Here is a 20,201-nt window from a genome sequence, read left to right on the forward strand (position 1 = left end):
ATCTTTATCATTTAGAAAGCTCTTTTTCTTTTTTTATATCTCTGTCTACTTCTTTTATAAGTTCATCTACTTCATCTGTCTTTTTTCCCGCAAGTATCAAATTTCTCTTTTGTAGTTTCAAGTTAACTAATTGTTCTTCCAATTCCTTTAGTTTTGTCATCGTCCAAACACTCCCCATCTCAAACTCTCATATTCTATAAATTCTTCATTTCTACCCCACGTAAAAAATCTATGGATATATCACACTTCGTAATAAAGTTTATATTTTAAAGCCCTCTTCTCAGAACCCAGAGGAGTTTTGAAAATAGATTTCGGATTAAAGTGTTACATCCATAATACCATTTATAAATAAACACCTATTTTTCTTTAATTAAAACCTAACTTTTTATATAAGTTAATTATATAATAAAATCAATCTAATTACATAAAAAATTTATTAACATTTTTTAACATTTATTTCCCGTTTTCGATGCATACCTATTATATAAATAAAAAACTAATTTATTCTCTACCATAAATCACTTCTAATATTTCAATATATGATATGTTCATATTTTTATAAAGTTACTCTTCTGTTTGCCTTAGAATCCCTAAGTTTACCCCTTCTTCTTGTGGCTAATCTAAAAACAAAATCTGAAATTATTGCAATTATTATGGGTATAGTAACTGATAAATAGCCAAAGTCTATTATAAAACTATTATTCTTTTTCCTATATTGAAATACCATATACCAGTCTTGTCCTAAAGACATTGATGTAAAGCCCTTAACATCATAATTATAACTAATAATAATAATAGTTATTACTAAAATAGCAAATGTAATTACACCATATTTTAAAATTCTTATAATATATTCATTTGGCACCATTCTTTCCTCCATAAATACACCTTCTCTAGATATTGATATGAAAATTCTATAGACAAAATTACTGTAGATCATGAATTTTAAAGCATATGATAAAAAAATATATCCTCTATATGTTTATTAGACAATGCCCACTATCTTCTTAACACCTTTTTGTAATTAAGCACTTTTTTTATTATTGTTATTTAGTAGTTATAGAGTTGTTGGTAATAAATAGGAAGGCTAAATAAATAAAATACTTATTTAGCCTTCCTACTTAAAAATAGACATTTATATAATTATTATATAAACCGATCATCTAAATTTATAGCAATTGCTTGAACTTAATCACTTAAGTTTTTCTTAGCTGAATCTATCATCTTTTCAATCTGATCTGCTTCAAAAATAGCCTCTCCCCTTACAGGATAACTATCTTTAACTCCTAATCCGTAACGACCTAATTCTATAACTTTCTTATAATCATTATTAATGTAAAGCTCGTATGCCATCTTTACACGATATCCAGATATAGTATCATTCTGTGAAATACTGTTTTTAATCTTTTCAAAGATATCTTTTGACTTACTGCTATCTTTACTTATTGCACAGTAAGCATAAAATACATTGTACAGCATCTCTGCTCTATAGTGTTCTGGATATACTTCAATATTTTCTTCAATTAATCTTATAAAATTCATTGCTCTATCTTCATCACCTAAATCTAAAAAGTGATAAAATCTATAGTAATTCATAACAACACCTGAAATATCATTGTCTGCTATATAGTTGTTTTCACTAAAGAAACTCGGATTAATATGTCTAGGTCTTATACCAGCCATAAGTTGATTACTTACTAATACAGTAGCTAACTGAGCCATATCATCAGGTGATTTTCTAATCACACTTAACGCAAGCAAGCCATCAGTTTTAAATCCTTTATTTGAAAAAGGTATGATATTTATCAAGACGGTAAATATACCTACACCCCATCCTAATATGAAAAATGCACTTAAAAGAAAATTATTTTCTTTTGGTGCTATATATACTGATCCTAAAAAGAATACTAACGATAAAATAACATTTACAATAATTCCACCTAAAGAATATACAGCAAGTCTTGAATATATTCTATCAGTACTAGTTGGAAGCATAGAACATCTGCTGCCATATCCTAGATTCCTTTCTGTTCCATATTTGAGCTCATCATTTTCTCTATACCATCCAAAAGGTCCGATTTTATAACTAAACAACTTAAATCTAACCAAGCTACCTGCTATAAGATGGCCAATCTCATGAAGAGCTAAATGAAGGTAAAAAACTAAAAAGAATAATATTATAACTGCTATCCAATGATAAGGTTTAATATTTTCTGTTGGCAGGTGTAATACTTTTATACTTTGTCTTTTTACAAATATAAAGGCTAAAGCCACACCTACTGCTAATCCAAAAATCAAGTTAATGGTTGCATCAATTGTCGATTTCTTATTTGCCATGAATATTCTCCTATAATGACTAATTTTTATCCTTTTCTATTATACCTTTTATTTTGAAAAATACCTATATAGACATACCTAAAATCATTTTAACTATTAATGGTAATTTATCTATATCTATAGATGTACCGCTTCGAACCGCAATGTATTTTTAAATTAATATAGGTCTACTAAAACCTTTTCGTACATGATAAAATAACTGTATTGATACAGACATATTGGATGGTGAATTTATATGAATAGTATATACAAAAAAATAGTTTCAGATATTGAAGAAGATATCCATAGAGGCATATATAAGTCTGGTGAAAAAATGCCTTCTATTAGAAAGCTTTCTATAAAATATAATTGTTCTCAAAACACCGTAGTAAAAGCTTTTGATACCTTAAGATATAATCATGTGATTTATTCAATACCTCAAAGTGGATATTATGTAGTAGAAAAAAATCTAGAAAATAATATGGTAAATTCTAAAATAATTAACTTCGATACAGGTAATCCAACTATAGGAACAATGAGTACTCCTGATTTAAAGCATTGCCTTGATAGAGCAGCTGACATTTATAATAATGCCTCTTTAAACGATACTATGTCTGGAGTTGAGTCTTTAAGGAAGTTATTAAGCAAATACCTATCTGACTTTCAGATATTTGTTGATATAAAAAATATATTTATAACATTAGGTGTGCAACAAACACTAAGTATACTTACTCTTATGCCTTTTCCTAATAAAAAGACTAAGATTCTTATAGAGCAGCCAACTTATAGACACTATATTGATTTTTTAAAGTATTCAAAAGTTGATGTTCTTACTATAGAGAGAAATGAAAATGGGGTAGATATAAAAGAACTCGAAAGACTTTTTAGAGATGAAGATATAAAATTTTTCTATACAGTGCCTCGTAATCATAGTCCTTTAGGCACCTCTCTTAGCCAAAAGCAACGAAAGGCAATAGCAGCATTAGCATCTAAGTATGACGTATATATAGTTGAAGACGACTATTTCGGTGATATTTCAATAGATACAAAATATGACCCAATATATTGTTACTCTGATCATAAACACAGTATATATTTAAAAAGCTTTTCAAAAATAATGCCCTGGACAAGAATAGGTTTGATAGTAGTTCCTTCTAGCTTATTGGATACTTTTGAACAGCATATACAATTTTCCTACTATTCTTCTTACTTCTCAGCTTCATTAATATCACAAGCAACTTTAGAGATATATATAAGAAGCAATATATTTAAGAAACATACAGATTCAATATCAAAAGAATTATATGAAAAGCACATGACTCTGAGAAAACATTTTAAAACCTTAAAAGGTTATGGACTTGAACCCACAGGAATCAACCTTTGCTTCTATTGCTACTTATGTTTACCAGAATGGATAGATGAAGATACTCTGATTGAAAAACTAGAACAGAATTCAGTATTGGTAAGGTCAGGTAAGTTCTTTTACTTCGATGAAACTTCCTATAGAAAGGGTATAAGGATAAGCATCGCAAGCGTTAGTATAAGTGATATTGATAAGGGACTTGGTATAATAGAAACCGTTGTAAAATCGTTATACGATAAACACTTACAAAATTCAAATAAATTATAGAACTAATAAACTAAAATAAATTTTTCTATTTGTATCTAAGTAAAATAATACCTCTTAAATTAGCATAACATATATATAAGTTTACTTAAGTTTTATCTAATAAACTTAATATATTATAAACAGAGGTCGTTAAAGTTGAAAAGCTTATATTTCAAATTGATTATATTTATAAATTTATTTATATACATCTACTTCTTGATATCCTATATACTTACAAGAAATGTTGATAGCTCTCTTCCATCAATAATTAAATATTGCTACATCCTATTATGTTTCTTTTTAAGTATGCTTATCGAAGATAACAGCTATGATATTATAGATAAAAGATTGCTTCAAACAGCTTTATTTCTTACTACCATTGCAGATTTTTTCTTTATAATAATGGAATGTCCTGAACTTGGGATTTTTATTTTTATATTTGTACAAATCACTTATATATTAAGACACAGTAGATCAATATCCCTAAATCCTATACATATAAAAATGTTAATTTTATTATCAATATCAATGCTTTTTCTAGGATTTTTTCTAAAGCCTAAAAACATTGATACTAAGCTATATTATTTAGCTTTACTATACGGAACTTTGCTCATAAACAGCTTAGTTTTTGCATTTTCAACCCTTAGAAGCAAGTTTTATTACAAACATAGTGCTTTAATGATAGCGTTTGGAATATGTTTATTCTTCATGTGTGATATCAATGTTGGGTTATATCCCTTAATAGCTGAATCCTATAATATATCCTCATTAAGTATGACAATATATTTCTTAATATGGTTTTTCTATCTTCCATCTCAACTTTTATTAGCTATTAGTGGATATAAAAAATTAAGATAAGTTAAATATATAAGTACCAATAGATATGGCTTATGCTTTCCTTTTCAGTAAAAAACACATGTATATCTGCTTTCTTAATTACAGATATACATGTGTTTTTAATAGGTGGTATAAAGCATATCTAAATGTACATCATAAAGTTCACTTAGCCATGTTTTAATTACAATCAATATTAAGATATCTTAGTTTATATTTAATTTATTCTTTTTATAAGTTATATTTCTAACATCTAATCCATTTCCTAATGACTTATAAGAATTCTTATTCCTAGGGTCTAAGAATTCTGTTTCATTATAATATATTCTCGGAGTCTTCCAAAGAGTTACAAGGGCTTTCACCAGTGACATTTGGAGATACTTCTCCGGCCAAAATTCTAATATCTTTTCCTTCACTATAGGATAATATTTAGGATTTATCCCTGGAAACATATGATGTTCTACGTGATAAGAAAAATTAAAGTGCAATACGTCAATCCATTTTGGCACTGTTACAGAAAGACTATTTGCTAGTGGATCATTTACTGGTACCAATGGATTTAACCTATGATTAGTTGATATATACGCCATTACAATAAAATTACCTATTAATAGCGGAATTAAATACATAAATACCCACTTATTCAAGCCTACATAAGACAATAAACCTATCCAAACTGCCCAAGGAACTAACATTTGCATCCATACCCCTAATTTTCTTGATTTGAACTCACCTATATAAGTAAAGAACATCTTCATTGTATGCATCGAAAAGGTAAATGTTAGAGATAAAAAACTCACAAATGCTCTAAAATTGAGAGGCAACTTATATACCCATCTAATAATCTTAGGACTCTTTAGTAATTGTTCAAAACTAATCCATGCATCTGGATCTTTCTGTTCATCTTGAGTATGCGCATGATGCGTTATATTGTGCCATTTAATCCAAAGTCTTGGACTTACACTCAGTGGCGCAAATGCTAATCCCCCAAGTAAATTTCTTACCCAAGGCCTTCTGACTACTGTTCCATGTAGTATTTCATGTCCCAAGAACCCCATAGCAGCAAAACTAAAACCAAGTATTATTGAAAAAAATAGATTCACTATTATATTCATATTCATTTGTTGCATAACCATCATACAACTTATTATAATAACTACGTATGCTAGACCTCCTAACAACCTTTGTGGAACAGGTTTTCTTACCTCTTCTGGTATTTCTTTAGATAACTTCTTTACATACCAAGCTATATCATGAAACTCTTTCATCTAATAACATCCTTTCTGAAATTACTTATAAGCACACCCATTAATAAATCTCCTTTAAAAATCCAAACAATTAGCAACCAATAAGGTACTAAACATAAATTATGCTTAAAATAAGCTTAAACCTAGTAATATGGCCACTTGTTATAAACATTCCTTTGATAATCAAAGTATTTTATGCTCTTATGATATCAATAATCATTATCTATTGTCAACTATTATTTCCTAAAAGTATTTTAACCAATCTTTTTTTATATTTTCTTTATAACTTTCATTATTTATACATAAACTATAGATATGAACACGCTGCAAAAACTTACATACTATATTTTAATTTACCAAACGCTTATCCATATATGTACAACTTATGTATTTCTAGTATAATAATCTAATATAGGTATATAATTTAATACAAGAGGAGATATTTATGAAAAAGTATTATAAAATCATTTTACCCTTAATATTGTTGTTATCATCAATATTATCAGGTGCTTCCTCTAATGATTTGCCTAACAAACCAACATCAGATATTTTCTTTCAGGACTATGCCAAGATGTTTTCTAATGATACTAAAAGCTATATACTTTCAACCTCAAATGATGTAAGAAATAAGACTACAGCAGAGGTGGCAGTTGTAACTATAGATTCGTTAAACGGCGCTTCCATAGAAGAATACGCAAACTCTCTATTTAGAAAATGGGGCATTGGCAACAAAGAAAAGAATAATGGAGTTCTAATATTAATCTCAAAAAATGATAGAAAGTTTAGGATTGAGGTCGGATACGGTTTAGAAGGTATATTGCCTGATGGAAAAGTAGGCTCATATTTAAGAGAAATGTCTTCATACTTTAAACAAAATCAATATGATAAAGGTATCACAACTACTTATAAAAGAATAATAGGAGATATTGGACAAGAGTATAATGTTGATGTGACAAATTACACAAAGGATGTCCCTGATAAGATCTCAGACGACTCAGATAATATGAATAGCAAATCATCAAATACATTTACTAATAAAGTTTCAAATGTTGTTAAAACAATTGTGATGGTAATATTCTTAATTATTGTTTTTTCTTCTAGAGGCAGAGGACGCCGTGGTGGAGGCGGTGGTTTCTACTATGGTGGTGGTTTTGGAGACGGTGGTTCTGGAGGCTTCGGCGGAAGTTCCGGTGGCTCTGATAGTTTTGGTGGAGGAGATTCTGGCGGCGGTGGATCGTCAGGTGATTGGTAATAAATATTAATATTTGGAGGATTAATTTGTATGAATAAAAAAAGTTTTTTAATTGTTATAGGCGTGCTAGTTCTTGTCGCATTAATAGGTGTAGGGGTTTATGTTAGTGCTTACAACAATCTAGTTTCAAAGGATGAAGCTGTTAACTCTAAATTTAGCCAAATAGATAATCAGCTTCAGAGAAGAAATGATGTTATTCCTAATCTAGTGGAAACAGTAAAGGGTTATACAAAGCATGAAGAGCAAGTATTTAAAGACTTAGCTGATGCAAGAAGCAAAATTGTAAATTCAAATACAGTACAAGATAAAGCAAATGCTGATGCACAAATCACAACTGCTCTAAGAGGTCTTAATGTAATAGTTGAAAACTATCCAAATCTTAAAGCTAATGAAAATTACTTAAAGCTTCAAGATGAATTAGCTGGTACTGAAAACAGAATAGCCGTAGCACGAAAAGATTATAATGACTCTGTTAAAGACTTTAACAGCTATAAGAGAAAATTCTTTGTGAATATGTTTTTTAGTGGAAAATATCAAGATAAACAATACTTCAAAGCAGCTGAAGGTGCTGAAAAAGTACCATCAGTAAAATTCTAAAAATTATTGCAACATAAATATAAAGTCTACTCATTATGGATGATAATCCTAAAGAGTAGACTTTATTAGATTCAATTTTTCTAAACAATCCTTTGACATTAATATAGTGATTTATAAACACTTAATCTGACAAAACCTGTGCAAATCTGTTTATTTCCAAGGAAATACCTATATTATCTCAATTTATTATGTCTTTTGTTCATTATAGCTGTAACTTGATTATTTATTTCATCAATATCAATTACTTATCAACACTCTTTTAGTATATAACTCAAATCTTTACTTATTTCTAAGTAACCTATACAGAGATATTATTTAGTAAAGTCAATTGTTTTTGCATTTTTCATATCAAGTTTAAATTTATCGTCATATTGCGGTATTACTAGGTAGTCACCTTCATTAATATTACTAAATGTATATTCATTTTCTTCTTCAGAATATCTTCTTTCGATTCCCCCATCATAACTTTCTTTTGAATCTACTATTATATCCAGGTATTCTTTGTCTTTTAACTTACCTTCTTTCATATCAAAATATTTTTTATATCTATTAATATCCCTAGTTACAAATATATTGCTTCTCTTAATTATATCTAAGCCCTTAAAACTTATATTAACTACAGTATTCTCATTCTTCTTAACTATGGAATTTATAACTATCCCACAATCCTTACCTTGAGCTATATACTGTCCCTGTTTTATATCACTTAACTTAACATATTTGTAGGCATCAAAGTTCCAATTTAAATCTTCACTCTTTTGTACTCTAGGAATTATTGTTAATGATTTAGGTACCTCCTTAAATGCGGTAAATCTGCTATATCTTTTTAATATTAAATTATCTTTATCTTGTTCGCTTATATTCTTTTCTCCTATAATAAAGATTTCCTCACCCTTGTCACTAACTAAGACATAACCAAATCCAAGGTTTGTATACTTTCCATCGATAAACTTTTGAAAACTTGATTTATTTGCAACTATTGTATTTTCTATAGTTGTTCCTAGCGGTGAGAAGGTTATAGCATCTAAATCAAACTTTACTTTATCATTCACATTCAATTGACCTAAGTTTTCGTACCTCTTAGTTTTATCAACTAACTGATTCTTAGATATTTGAAACTTAAAATCCCAATTACCACTTACATCTCTAACCTTATTTAAAGAAAAACTTATATTAGCCTTATCATCAACTTTACATGACTTAATATCAACTCTTGTTATAATAACTTGACTATCTACCTTTGCATCTCCATAACTAATTTCCGTATCATACGCTGTGTATTTCTTCTGTATCCCTTGATCCTTAAGAAGTTTTTCTTCAAGATCAATATTACTATTATTTATTTTCAGCTGACTTATATGAACGTCCCTTTCGTCATTTACTACATTATTGTTGTTTCCATCCTTCACTTTATATGAAAAATAAATATAGCTTCCATCATAAACTACAGACTTTAGTCTTACAATTATATTTTTATCTTTAGCCTCTAAATCAACATCATTTTCATACTTTACATACTCAGAATTAGCTATTGTAGATCTAGCATTTAAATACTCCATAAAAGGTCCAATGATATTTATATCCTTCGCCCTTGCTATACTTGATACTGTTATACCGCTAATAATAACTAATGCTATTACAGCTACCTTGCTGGTATTTTTTATCTTAAAGTTAAATCTACTTTTATTGTATTTATCTTTTCTAAAACTTTTAATAAGTGTTTTATCCAAGTCTTTTGGAACCTTTATATCCATCGAATCATACTGTTCTGAATCTATATCTATTTCATTAAATAATTCATACATATCCTTCATTTATAACATCTCCCCTAATGCCAGTTTTAGCTTTTCCTTTAAAACTTTCCTGCCTCTACTAAGATGAGTGTTTATATTGGATCTTGTTAGTCCTAAATCTTTTGATATCTCGTCTGAGGATTTACCTAGAAAGTACTTCTTTATAAATATACTTCTATCTGGTTCATTCATTTTCTCTATGAGTTCAAGAAGTTTATCTTTATACTCTTTCATTAGATATTCTTCTTCTACACTTTCATTACTTGCTATAAAGCATTCTTCTATATTACCTGTCTGTGCAGTTCTTAGTTTCTTTCTGCTGTAATCAATGGCCTTGTATTTTGCAATAGCGCAGATCCAGCTTTTAAACTTATCCCTATCCCCTATGAACTTATCCGAGTTATTCCATATGGATAAAAATATATCACTCAAGCATTCTTCTATATACCCTTCATCTTTAAATTGTCCTAAGACAGTATAAACCACTTTGTATAATAATTTGCTATACTTACTTATAACAAATTCCATGGCTTTTTCGTTCTTTTGCCTAATTTCAGCTATATAATCTGCAGTTTCAAAGTTCATAGTTTCCTCCATAAATTGATTTTGAAGATCTTCACTTAATAAAACGTAGCTTTTTAAAATAAATTACATAACTTTATAAATAATTTCTATTTTTACTACTTAGCCATAAAACCTCTAAAATATTGAAACATATAATTTTTACTAACCTAAAAATTTATATCTTCCTATACAGAAATAAAAGCCTTGCCATCTTTAATCGATAGCTAGGCTCTAAATAAACTTATGAATCTAATATACTATTGTAAAACTCAAGATTAATTGATCTTATATAATCAATTTAAGTTAACTCATTGACACTCTTGCCATATGATACTCATCACTATAAATACCGTTTCTAAGTGCTGACATCTTAGCTATGCCCTCTATATCAAACCCGAATTTTTTATATAATCTTATTGCTCTTTCATTTTCTATAAAAACGGATAACTCCAATCTCTTTAATTTAAGTTTATTGTCTGCTATATCGGTAATAGTAGTCATGAGCTTAGATCCTATCCCCATACCATGATAATCACTATTTACCATTATAGTTATATATCCAACATGTTTTTTTCTAGGATTATTATGTATAGATAAAATAATTAGTCCTACTACTCTATTTTCAGCTTCTGATACAATCCAAAGATCATTGCCTTTATTTAAAAATCTATTTCTTATGCCATCCTTAGGTTCATTCTTATAAGATAATATATTTTCCATAACTTTCGGCATTTGTCTTATATTATATAATTCATCACAATCTTCAATAGCAGCTTGTCTTATATTTATATCCATACTTAAATCCCCCTACTAAATTATCCATTCTAATTATTTATCAAATTTATCTTTTAGTCAACAATTCAGTACTTATATTATTTACATAATGTATTTCTAGGGAAATCATAAGTCTTGCTTTTTTACTTTATCTCCATAAAAGGATTCTAGAAGGATTGGAATATCTAAATTTAATCTGCCTGTAAATTTTATAATTATCCTTAAAGCAAAAAACGCTACTGATAACAAACAATTATCAGTAGCATCTTATTTTTTAATTATAGTTTATTAGCTAACTTGAGTACTTTCAAATTGGCTGTTATAAAGGTTAGCATAGAATCCACCTTGTGAAAGAAGCTGTTCATGACTACCTTGCTCTACGATATCTCCATGATTCATAACAAGTATTAAATCTGCATCACGTATGGTTGATAGACGATGAGCTATTATAAAGCTTGTTCTGTTCTTCATAAGATTGTTCATAGCCTTTTGTATTTGCACTTCTGTACGAGTATCTACTGAACTAGTAGCTTCATCTAGGATTAGTATACTAGGATCCGCTAGTATCGCTCTAGCAATTGTTATAAGCTGTTTTTGACCTTGAGATATATTTGAAGCTTCTTCATTAAGCAGCATGTTATATCCATCTGGCAATGTATGAACAAAACTGTCTACGTGAGCAGCTTTAGCAGCAGCTATAACCTCTTCATCAGTAGCATCAAGTCTACCATATCTTATATTTTCCATGATAGAAGTATTATATAACCAAGTATCTTGTAGTACCATACCAAACATGCCTCTTAAATCTCCACGTGTAAAGTTTCTTATGTCATGACCATCAATCATGATTGCACCTTCATTTACATCATAGAATCTCATTAGAAGCTTAATCATTGTAGTCTTACCTGCACCAGTTGGTCCAACTATAGCTACCTTTTGACCTGGCTTTACTGAAGCAGAGAAATCATTAATTATAGTCTTATCTGCATCGTATCCAAAGTGAACCTGATTAAAGTCAACTCTTCCATCAACTTTTTCAAGCTTAACTGGGTTTGGAACTTCCGAAGCTTCTTCTTCTACTTCTAAGAATTCAAATACACGTTCTGATGAAGCTGCAGTTTGTTGAAGTATATTTGATATATTAGCAAGCTGAGTTATTGGTTGTGTAAATGAACGTACGTATTGAATAAAGGCTTGAATATCTCCAACAGTTATTGCCTTTTTAGCAGCAAGATATCCGCCTAATATAGATATTGCAACATATCCTAAGTTTCCTACAAACCCCATGATAGGCATCATAAGACCTGATAAAAACTGTGACTTCCAAGCTGATTTATAAAGTGTATTGTTTAAATCCTGAAACTTAGCAACGCTTTTTTCTTCTCCGTTAAAAGCCTTCATTACTAAATGTCCACCATACATTTCTTCTATATGTCCATTTACATGGCCTAAATAGTCTTGTTGCTCTTTAAAATATCTTTGAGAATTCTTAACAATTATCATTATAAATATCATCGATACTGGAATTACACATAATGCTACAACAGTCATCAACCAGTTTATACTAAACATCATAGCAAGCACACCAATTACACTAGTTACTGATGTGATTATCTGAGTTAAACTCTGATTTAAAGTCTGACTTATTGTATCAACGTCATTAGTAACACGAGATAAAACTTCTCCATGATTTGTTCCATCAAAGTATTTTAGAGGGATACGATTAATCTTTTCCGATATATTTTTTCTTAATCTATAAGTTACCTTCATAGTAACCCCAGACATTACCCACCCTTGTATATAACTAAACAAAGCACTTATAATATACAACACTAGAAGTAATCCAATTATATTACCTATATAACCAAAATCTATGCCATTACCACTACCACTAATCTTACTAGTAATACCTTCAAATAATTTTGTTGTTGCTTTTCCTAGTATCTTTGGTCCAACTATAGTGAAGATGGTACTAGCTACGGCAAATATAATAACAACTAATATTGATAGTTTAAATTCACTTAAATATTTGATAAGCTTCCCCATGGTCCCTTTGAAGTCACGAGCTTTTTCTCCCCCCTGCATCATAGGACCACCAGGTCCGTGTCCTCCTGGCCCTCTTCTCTGTCTGCCTGCTCTCTTGTTATGTTCACTCATGCTAATTCCTCCTTTGAAAGCTGTGATGAAGCTATTTCTTGGTAAGTAGGACAATTTGCCATAAGTTCTTTATGTGTACCAATACCTACTACCTTACCTTCATCAAGCACTATAATTTGTTCAGCATTCATGATAGTTGATATACGTTGTGCAACTAAAAGTACTGTACTTGAACCAGTTTGTTTCTTAAGTGCTTTTCTAAGTGCTGCATCTGTCTTAAAATCAAGAGCCGAGAAACTATCATCAAATATATATATTGCTGGTCTCTTTACTAGAGCTCTTGCAATAGATAATCTTTGTTTTTGTCCACCAGATACATTAGTACCACCTTGAGATATTTCAGTAGCAAAACCTTCTGGCTTTTCACTTATAAACTCCATTGCTTGAGCAATTTCAGCTGCTCTTTTAATGTTTTCTTCTGAAGAGTTTTCGTCAGCATATTTTAAGTTTGATTCTATAGTTCCACTAAACAATGCTCCTTTTTGCGGTACATAACCTATCTTGTCACGAAGTTCACCTTGAGGCACTTCTCTTATATCTACACCATCGATCAAGATTTGTCCTTCCGTAACATCGTAAAAACGTGGAACTAGGTTTACAAGAGTACTTTTTCCTGCTCCAGTAGATCCTATTATTGCTGTAGTTTGGCCTGGCAAGGCTTTAAAGTTTATATTTTTAACTACATTTTCTTCTGCACCAGGATATCTAAAGGATACATTGTTAAATTCTATAGTACCATCTATTTCCTTAGCCAAATGTTTAGGATCTTTTTTATCAACTATTGTTGGCTTTATTGATAAAACTTCAGCAATACGGTCAGCCGCAACTGAGGCTCTTGGTATCATTATGAACATCATAGATAACATCAAGAATGAGAATATTATTTGCATAGCATATTGCATAAATGCCATCATGTCACCAACCTGCATTGATGAATCTGCTATTTGATGAGCTCCAACCCACACAATAAGAAGCGTAATACCATTCATTATAAGCATCATTACAGGCATCATAGATACCATAACTCTGTTTACAAAAAGATTAGTACTAGTTAAGTCCTTATTAGCCTTATCAAATCTTTGCTCTTCAAATCTTTGAGTACTAAATGCTCTTATTACCATCATTCCTGAGAGATTTTCTCTTGTGACAAGATTCAATCTATCTATAAGTTTCTGGATTGCCTTGAATTTAGGTAAAGCTACTGTAAATACAACCATTATTAAACCTAATAAAGCTATAACTGCTACTGCTATAATCCAAGACATTGAACTACTCTTTTGTAGTGCTCTAATTACTCCACCTACACCCATTATTGGTGCATAGAACACCATTCTAATCATCAGAACCAAAACTGTTTGTATTTGTGTTATATCATTTGTTGTTCTTGTAATAAGTGATGCTGTTGAGAATTTATCAAATTCTGTATTAGAAAAACTTTCAACCTTAGTAAATACGTCTCTACGTAAGTTTCTTGAAACTCCTGCTGCTACTCTAGCTCCTAAGAAGCCGACCATTACAGTACACAATGCACCTAATAATGATACACCCAGCATTATTACTCCAGCCTTCTTTATATAACTGCTTTGTATACTATCAGTATTTACTCCTAAAGCCTTGTATTCATCTTTTATTGGAACTACAGCAGCTTGAACAACCATGCTGTCTCCTAATTCCTCAAATTTCTTGTTCATATCTTCACTTAATGTTGCTCTTTGTTCTGCTGGTAACTTACCTAATAAAGCAAAAAGATCCGTGTTTGCAGGTATTTCCTTCCCTCCAAATGATATCTTTCCATCCTTTGCTTCACTCTTCATCTTATCTACTCCAGATACAGCTAAAAAAGCTTTACCTAGTACAGGATTCAAAACATCTATTTCTGAATTGCTAATATCTTTTAATACATATATTGATTCATTTTTTAATTGTGGATAATCTTTAACATACTTATCATAATCTGCGCTAGATTTATCTACTAAAGTATAGTTATCCATAACCTCTTTTTTATTGTCTTCACTCATGAACAATACCAATCTATTCATTTGGCTTTGTCTTACGGCATTAGGTACTGCACTCTCAATACCATTTTGCTGAATACCTTTGTTCACTATATTTGACATATAATCTGGTAGTGCCAGATCAGTCATTGCCTGTACAAACAGTAACGCTATTGCAACTATTATCGGCAAAATAAATGGTTTTATATACTTAGCTAATTTAACCATTAATGCATTCACTCCTTCTCCATAACTTAGTGCATATATTATATTTAAATTATTATGTTTAGTTATCTTGACAACTTTATACTTTTCTTTACGGTAAAAGGTTATCTCACAATACAACTTTATTAAAATTGCATATTTTAAGAATTTCTTCTCATTATATTCTCTAAGGCCTCTAACCCATTAAGTACTGTATCAAGTTCCTCAGTAGTAGCTTCACTTGCTATACGTTCTAACTTTCTTTCAACCTTAGAAAAGTTTTCTTTAAAGTTTTTCAAAAACTCTTCAGTTACATTAACAAAAACTATCCTCTTATCCTCTTTACTTCTTTTTCTTTCAACCAAGCCTTGTTTTTCGAGTCTATCAATTATTCCCGATACTGTACTATTTGAAAGTCCTAGTTTTTCACTCAAATCGCTTATTTTCATATCACCTTGGTGACATAATACCCCTATAAGCATTCCTTGTGACTGAGTCAACCCCATTTCCTCAAAATGATTGCCCATACTTCTCTTAATTAACTTACCTATATTTTTAAGTTTTCTAACTAGCTCAACACCTCTATTTACTTCGTCCATTAAGTTTATCACCTTCTATTTATATTTCGCACGCAAATATTTCGACAATGAATATTTCGTATAGAAACATTTTCTATGCAAAATATATTCTACTCCTCATTTTCTTACCAGTCAATAGTACTTTTTTTATGATAACTTTTTCATTTCATTTTTTTATATTTTTTTATTAAAAATCATTAGTTCATTTGAGCGATAATAAATAGCTGCTCATATATAAATATGGACAAGTTTAATGATTTTTAGTCAGATATAAAAAAGTTGTATTTACCTAGTATTGAAACTTAATAATTGTCTATACAAAAAAATAAGAGAAATTAGTAACTAATTTTAGAAGTTACCAACGTCTCTTATTATGTGCTAAATATATAATTTTAATTTTGGCTAAGCTTAATTATATTGTCAAAATCAAGTGGTTATACAGGAACATTACTTTAAGAAAGCCTTAATTTTTCACCACAGATTCAGGTTTATTAACTATAATCTCATTATCTTTTATAGAAATTATATTATTATCTTTCATATTTAGATAAGTTCCCTTATAGGTAAGTTCTTTATCACCTACAACTGATTTTATGATCTGAGTTTCTGCGTTTAACTCAAAGATTTTTCCATCCTTTGATATTAAAATATTATCTCTTTTTACACTATTTTTAACTTGGACCTTTGTCCATGAATCTATACCTTCATTTATGAGCCCGTAATATATAGAAGTTATCACATCGTTCTTACTTATTCCTATAAATACTTTATCTGAGCTATCTACCCCTAACAATACTTGTTGTCCATTTTCTTTTAATGCTATAGTCTTGCTAATGTAGCTTATATAAAACTTATTTAAAGCTTTTGTATTGTATATAATTTTATCTTCATGTGGTATAACTAATAAGTCCTCAATATCTCTAGATTGGGTATTTACATCTTCAAATACCCCTTGCTGAGTATTTAATTTCATTACTTGCACTTTTCCGTAACTTTTAACTTTTACAAAAAGTAAATTCTTTAAACTTGAATTAATCACCTTTTCAAGTTGTGCATTTTCATCTTGAAGTTTTAAAGTAGCTACCAAGTTTTTTTCCTTTTTATCTATATCATATATATAGAATTCGTAGTTATTAGTATTACTCTTTACATTATTTATATATAATATCTTATCATCATATAACCAGATATATAAATATGGCTTTACCTCTGATGCAATTGCCATATCGTATTTATCTAAAATTAAATACTTTAATTGATTATCTTTTATGTATGACACATATTTATTACTTTCAGATGCTTTAATATCACTTGCACCCGCTTCTATTAGATTTTTCTTTTCAACTGGTTTTGGCGCTTCAATTGGCTTAGAATCTACTACTTTATCCGGTGCACTGAACCCTGCCAGGTACTTATAATTAATCAAGGCTAAAACTGATGTCTGTAAAGCTATTGCCACAAGCAGATATATTGCAATTATAATAAACCTTTTCTTCATTAACTTATTTACCTCTTTCTTATTTAATTAAAAATGCAGTTGGTATAAACCTTACTCCATCCATACTTGATGGATCATTTAACACCTTATTATCCCAATAAATAGTTGTTGAAGATCCTCCATCTAGATTTGCAGCATTATATGCTTCATACTTAAGCATAATATCCTGTACATCTTTCAAAGTTGCTCCAGGCATAGTTAATTTTCTTCCCTCAGTTACAAGCATTAACACAGTTCCATCTTTTCTTTGACCAATAACAGTTCTTGGGGCCATTCCCCACCCACCATTTCCAGACTTTATGGTAGTTTTACCGTTAACTATTAAAAACGGTTCAAAAGAAACTGCTGCCTTCAAATCTAAAGCTTGTATTTGTGATAAGGAGTAATTACCAAGTACTAAAATTCCCTGTTTATTAAACCCTACAATTGAATAGCTATCATTTTTTGTTTTGTAAAGAATTTCGCCATCTTTAACTACTATCCCAGTTGGAGTTCCACCATTGCCTTGTCCATTTTCATCTTCAAATCCACCAGCATTTATTCCTCCAATTGCATTATTCTCCTTACACATATCATCTAACTTTATTCCAAACTTTGTAAGATCTTTGGTAACTCCAAGTTCAATTCTTTTTGGATCTTTAACAATCAATAGATAACCTTTATATCTACTTTCGTCTATATTAACAAACTCAACACCTTCTGTTTTGTTTACTGGAATATCTGTGTTAATACTGGAGTTTACCTCAGTAGATGCTGACGCTGATACAGCCACTGATATATCTTTAATATCTGAATTATCTGTGGTATCTATCTTATTCTTGTTCATTATTTCATTTATCTGATCCTTGTCCAAAAACCAAGTAGCCAAATACTGATGTCTATACGTTGTCATCGCTGATGTTACTACCATCTCCTTTAGATTATCAAATGGGCCATAATATGTCATAGGTAATGAATATATTAGACCTATCAATAAATTGCAGCCTATAAAAATTGCTAAATTAATCAATATAGTTCTAAATTTTTTTCGAAACATAAATATACAATCCTTTACATTATCTTATTTAAATATTATATATTTATTTTAATATGTTTACCATTAAAAAGTTTATCATTATTATTACAATAATATATATTTTATGTCATAAATTGATGAAATATTGAAAACTATTTTAAGATAGAAATAAAGAAGGAATTTATAGATAAAATGAAGAATACAATACTACATGAAAGTATTGGAGGGGATAAATTTGAAATCTTTAAAAGGTACTAAAACATCAGAAAACTTATTAAAGTCTTTTGCAGGGGAATCCCAAGCTAGAAACAGATATACTTATTATGCATCTATTGCAAAAAAAGAAGGATTTGTACAAATATCAAATCTATTTACAGAAACTGCTGACAATGAAAAAGAGCATGCAAAAAGATTTTTTAAATTTTTAAGTGAAGGTTTAGGAATTGATAATGTAGAAATAACAGCCACATATCCTGTAGCCTATGGAGATACAAAAGTTAACCTTAAAGCTGCTGCTGATGGAGAAAACGAAGAGTGGACAGACCTTTATCCTACTTTTGCAGATGAAGCTGAAGCTGAAGGCTTTCCAGTAATAGCAGCTGTTTATAGAAAAATAGCAGAAGTAGAAAAGCATCATGAGGAAAGATATAGAGCTCTTCTTAGTAATCTAGAAAATAATAAAGTTTTTTCAAAAGATACTGAAGTTTCATGGAAATGTTTAAATTGCGGCTATATCTATACAGGACAAGATGCACCTTTAGCTTGTCCTGCTTGTGCTCATCCTCAATCCTACTTTGAAGTATTGGCTGAAAACTATTAATATTACCTATTTCTCACAAATGAGCACCTATAATATTAATAGGTGCTCATTTTAATGTTTTCATATCACTTAGCACTTATTCTAATAAGCTCATTAACCCCATCAATATCATTACTATTCCTGATATTATAGTTGCTTTTTTGCCAATCTTAAGTTTTCCAAAAAACCTTGTACCATAGTCAGACAACATAAATATCATAATACTTATTATGAAATATGGTAATGAGATTGCAAAAGGTGAATAACCAGATAAACCTGAACCTACTGAGCTCCCCACATCATCAAGCGCTAATACCACTCCTATTGATATGGCCTCACCATACTTTATATTCTTAACTTTAAAGTCATCATCATCTTTCTCTATGATGGATTTTATTATCATCCTGCTACCCATAACTACTAGTATTATCACACTTAAGATAGTACAAACATTATCACTTAAAAAGTTTGATATTATATTACCAGAAACAGCAGCTATATATGATACTAAAAATGCTATAGATGATATAATTATATTTTTGTAAAGCCCAATCTTTATCCTGCCAACACTATATGCAACGCCTATACCAATGTTATCAATACTATTTACAAAAGCTATGACAAATAAATATATAAAATGCATAATTCTACCTCCTTATCTTTGGTAAGTACTCATAAAGCAGTTATGCTATGGCTATATAACTGGAGGTATGGTTTTATATATATTTGTCTTAGAATATTCTATTCAAAACCTGTAAGTTCGTTACACTACCCTTTAAAATATTTATGTTTAGTTGTAATAAAACTTCATGTTTTATTACAGCAAAAAAACCATGAACATTAAGTTCATGGTTTACTTTGGTGGAGATAAAGAGATTCGAACTCTTGACCCCCTGCGTGCAAGGCAGGTGCTCTCCCAACTGAGCTATACCCCCAAATATGGTGGACCTTCAGGGACTCGAACCCCGGA

General features: G+C 29.9%; 18 protein-coding genes and 1 tRNA gene. 5 read left to right on the forward strand and 14 right to left on the reverse strand.

Features of this window, described 5'->3' with window-relative positions:
* Positions 1–7 precede the first annotated feature (7 nt).
* The 3 genes from JHL18_RS03270 to JHL18_RS03280 form a co-directional block, all read right to left on the reverse strand.
* Positions 8–160: a hypothetical protein gene (locus tag JHL18_RS03270; RefSeq protein WP_200266203.1), complete on the reverse strand. Its 153-nt coding sequence runs from the start codon at positions 158–160 to the stop codon at positions 8–10.
* A gap of 396 nt (positions 161–556) precedes the next feature.
* Positions 557–880 (reverse strand): hypothetical protein, encoded by a 324-nt coding sequence (locus tag JHL18_RS03275; protein ID WP_200266204.1) that lies wholly within the window; start codon positions 878–880, stop codon positions 557–559.
* Positions 881–1,188: 308 nt separating this feature from the next.
* Positions 1,189–2,337 carry a M50 family metallopeptidase gene (locus tag JHL18_RS03280; protein WP_200266205.1) on the reverse strand — a complete coding sequence of 383 codons (1,149 nt, stop codon included), beginning with the start codon at positions 2,335–2,337 and terminating at the stop codon, positions 1,189–1,191.
* A 235-nt stretch (positions 2,338–2,572) separates the two neighbouring features.
* Between JHL18_RS03280 and JHL18_RS03285 the strand changes: the two genes are divergently transcribed.
* Both JHL18_RS03285 and JHL18_RS03290 read left to right on the forward strand, forming a co-directional pair.
* On the forward strand, positions 2,573–3,946 hold the full coding sequence (locus JHL18_RS03285; RefSeq protein WP_200266206.1) for an aminotransferase-like domain-containing protein: 1,374 nt from the start codon (positions 2,573–2,575) through the stop codon (positions 3,944–3,946).
* A gap of 285 nt (positions 3,947–4,231) precedes the next feature.
* Complete coding sequence (locus tag JHL18_RS03290; protein WP_200266207.1) at positions 4,232–4,783, forward strand: lysoplasmalogenase family protein; 552 nt, start codon at positions 4,232–4,234, stop codon at positions 4,781–4,783.
* Between the two features lie 182 nt (positions 4,784–4,965).
* Here JHL18_RS03290 and desB read toward each other — a convergent pair whose 3' ends face one another.
* On the reverse strand, positions 4,966–6,027 hold the full coding sequence (gene desB / locus JHL18_RS03295; RefSeq protein WP_200266208.1) for a Delta(10) desaturase DesB: 1,062 nt from the start codon (positions 6,025–6,027) through the stop codon (positions 4,966–4,968).
* Between the two features lie 424 nt (positions 6,028–6,451).
* Between desB and JHL18_RS03300 the strand changes: the two genes are divergently transcribed.
* Positions 6,452–7,258 carry a TPM domain-containing protein gene (locus JHL18_RS03300; protein WP_200266209.1) on the forward strand — a complete coding sequence of 269 codons (807 nt, stop codon included), beginning with the start codon at positions 6,452–6,454 and terminating at the stop codon, positions 7,256–7,258.
* Positions 7,259–7,288: 30 nt separating this feature from the next.
* Entirely contained in the window at positions 7,289–7,855 is a 567-nt protein-coding gene (locus JHL18_RS03305; RefSeq protein WP_200266210.1) for a LemA family protein, read from the forward strand.
* 311 nt (positions 7,856–8,166) lie between these two features.
* On the opposite strand, the gene JHL18_RS03310 is transcribed toward JHL18_RS03305, so the two are convergent.
* The 8 genes from JHL18_RS03310 to JHL18_RS03345 form a co-directional block, all read right to left on the reverse strand.
* Positions 8,167–9,669, reverse strand: a complete 1,503-nt coding sequence (locus tag JHL18_RS03310; RefSeq protein ID WP_200266211.1) for a DUF4179 domain-containing protein — start codon at positions 9,667–9,669, stop codon at positions 8,167–8,169.
* On the reverse strand, positions 9,670–10,233 hold the full coding sequence (locus JHL18_RS03315; RefSeq protein WP_200266212.1) for a sigma-70 family RNA polymerase sigma factor: 564 nt from the start codon (positions 10,231–10,233) through the stop codon (positions 9,670–9,672).
* A 282-nt stretch (positions 10,234–10,515) separates the two neighbouring features.
* The gene (locus JHL18_RS03320) at positions 10,516–11,007 is read right to left on the reverse strand and encodes a GNAT family N-acetyltransferase (protein WP_200266213.1); all 492 of its coding nucleotides are present in this window, start codon (positions 11,005–11,007) and stop codon (positions 10,516–10,518) included.
* A 267-nt stretch (positions 11,008–11,274) separates the two neighbouring features.
* Positions 11,275–13,143 (reverse strand): ABC transporter ATP-binding protein, encoded by a 1,869-nt coding sequence (locus tag JHL18_RS03325; protein ID WP_200266214.1) that lies wholly within the window; start codon positions 13,141–13,143, stop codon positions 11,275–11,277.
* Positions 13,140–15,365 carry an ABC transporter ATP-binding protein gene (locus tag JHL18_RS03330; RefSeq protein ID WP_200266215.1) on the reverse strand — a complete coding sequence of 742 codons (2,226 nt, stop codon included), beginning with the start codon at positions 15,363–15,365 and terminating at the stop codon, positions 13,140–13,142. The genes JHL18_RS03325 and JHL18_RS03330 overlap by 4 nt, the downstream gene beginning before the upstream one ends.
* A 137-nt stretch (positions 15,366–15,502) precedes the next feature.
* Positions 15,503–15,940 carry a MarR family winged helix-turn-helix transcriptional regulator gene (locus tag JHL18_RS03335; protein ID WP_200266216.1) on the reverse strand — a complete coding sequence of 146 codons (438 nt, stop codon included), beginning with the start codon at positions 15,938–15,940 and terminating at the stop codon, positions 15,503–15,505.
* A gap of 442 nt (positions 15,941–16,382) precedes the next feature.
* Positions 16,383–17,417, reverse strand: a complete 1,035-nt coding sequence (locus tag JHL18_RS03340) for a hypothetical protein (protein ID WP_200266217.1) — start codon at positions 17,415–17,417, stop codon at positions 16,383–16,385.
* 19 nt (positions 17,418–17,436) lie between these two features.
* Positions 17,437–18,453: a phosphodiester glycosidase family protein gene (locus JHL18_RS03345; RefSeq protein WP_200266218.1), complete on the reverse strand. Its 1,017-nt coding sequence runs from the start codon at positions 18,451–18,453 to the stop codon at positions 17,437–17,439.
* Between the two features lie 214 nt (positions 18,454–18,667).
* Between JHL18_RS03345 and rbr the strand changes: the two genes are divergently transcribed.
* The gene (rbr, locus tag JHL18_RS03350; RefSeq protein WP_200266219.1) at positions 18,668–19,252 is read left to right on the forward strand and encodes a rubrerythrin; all 585 of its coding nucleotides are present in this window, start codon (positions 18,668–18,670) and stop codon (positions 19,250–19,252) included.
* A gap of 76 nt (positions 19,253–19,328) precedes the next feature.
* On the opposite strand, the gene JHL18_RS03355 is transcribed toward rbr, so the two are convergent.
* Both JHL18_RS03355 and JHL18_RS03360 read right to left on the reverse strand, forming a co-directional pair.
* Positions 19,329–19,874: a manganese efflux pump MntP gene (locus JHL18_RS03355; RefSeq protein ID WP_200266220.1), complete on the reverse strand. Its 546-nt coding sequence runs from the start codon at positions 19,872–19,874 to the stop codon at positions 19,329–19,331.
* A gap of 216 nt (positions 19,875–20,090) precedes the next feature.
* A tRNA-Ala gene (locus JHL18_RS03360) sits at positions 20,091–20,166 on the reverse strand.
* Positions 20,167–20,201: the final 35 nt, after the last annotated feature.

The organism is Clostridium yunnanense, assembly GCF_016595795.1.
Lineage (GTDB): Bacteria > Bacillota > Clostridia > Clostridiales > Clostridiaceae > Clostridium_AR > Clostridium_AR yunnanense.

Coding starts and splice junctions, on each gene's coding strand:
- JHL18_RS03340 (WP_200266217.1), bottom strand. CDS start 17,417: ATGAAGAAAAGGTTTATTATAATTGCAATATATCTGCTTGTGGCAATA.
- JHL18_RS03275 (WP_200266204.1), bottom strand. CDS start 880: ATGGAGGAAAGAATGGTGCCAAATGAATATATTATAAGAATTTTAAAA.
- JHL18_RS03305 (WP_200266210.1), top strand. CDS start 7,289: ATGAATAAAAAAAGTTTTTTAATTGTTATAGGCGTGCTAGTTCTTGTC.
- JHL18_RS03270 (WP_200266203.1), bottom strand. CDS start 160: ATGACAAAACTAAAGGAATTGGAAGAACAATTAGTTAACTTGAAACTA.
- JHL18_RS03285 (WP_200266206.1), top strand. CDS start 2,573: ATGAATAGTATATACAAAAAAATAGTTTCAGATATTGAAGAAGATATC.
- JHL18_RS03290 (WP_200266207.1), top strand. CDS start 4,232: ATGCTTATCGAAGATAACAGCTATGATATTATAGATAAAAGATTGCTT.
- JHL18_RS03310 (WP_200266211.1), bottom strand. CDS start 9,669: ATGAAGGATATGTATGAATTATTTAATGAAATAGATATAGATTCAGAA.
- JHL18_RS03330 (WP_200266215.1), bottom strand. CDS start 15,365: ATGGTTAAATTAGCTAAGTATATAAAACCATTTATTTTGCCGATAATA.
- JHL18_RS03320 (WP_200266213.1), bottom strand. CDS start 11,007: ATGGATATAAATATAAGACAAGCTGCTATTGAAGATTGTGATGAATTA.
- JHL18_RS03300 (WP_200266209.1), top strand. CDS start 6,452: ATGAAAAAGTATTATAAAATCATTTTACCCTTAATATTGTTGTTATCA.
- desB (WP_200266208.1), bottom strand. CDS start 6,027: ATGAAAGAGTTTCATGATATAGCTTGGTATGTAAAGAAGTTATCTAAA.
- JHL18_RS03335 (WP_200266216.1), bottom strand. CDS start 15,940: ATGGACGAAGTAAATAGAGGTGTTGAGCTAGTTAGAAAACTTAAAAAT.
- JHL18_RS03315 (WP_200266212.1), bottom strand. CDS start 10,233: ATGAACTTTGAAACTGCAGATTATATAGCTGAAATTAGGCAAAAGAAC.
- JHL18_RS03355 (WP_200266220.1), bottom strand. CDS start 19,874: ATGCATTTTATATATTTATTTGTCATAGCTTTTGTAAATAGTATTGAT.
- JHL18_RS03325 (WP_200266214.1), bottom strand. CDS start 13,143: ATGAGTGAACATAACAAGAGAGCAGGCAGACAGAGAAGAGGGCCAGGA.
- JHL18_RS03280 (WP_200266205.1), bottom strand. CDS start 2,337: ATGGCAAATAAGAAATCGACAATTGATGCAACCATTAACTTGATTTTT.
- JHL18_RS03345 (WP_200266218.1), bottom strand. CDS start 18,453: ATGTTTCGAAAAAAATTTAGAACTATATTGATTAATTTAGCAATTTTT.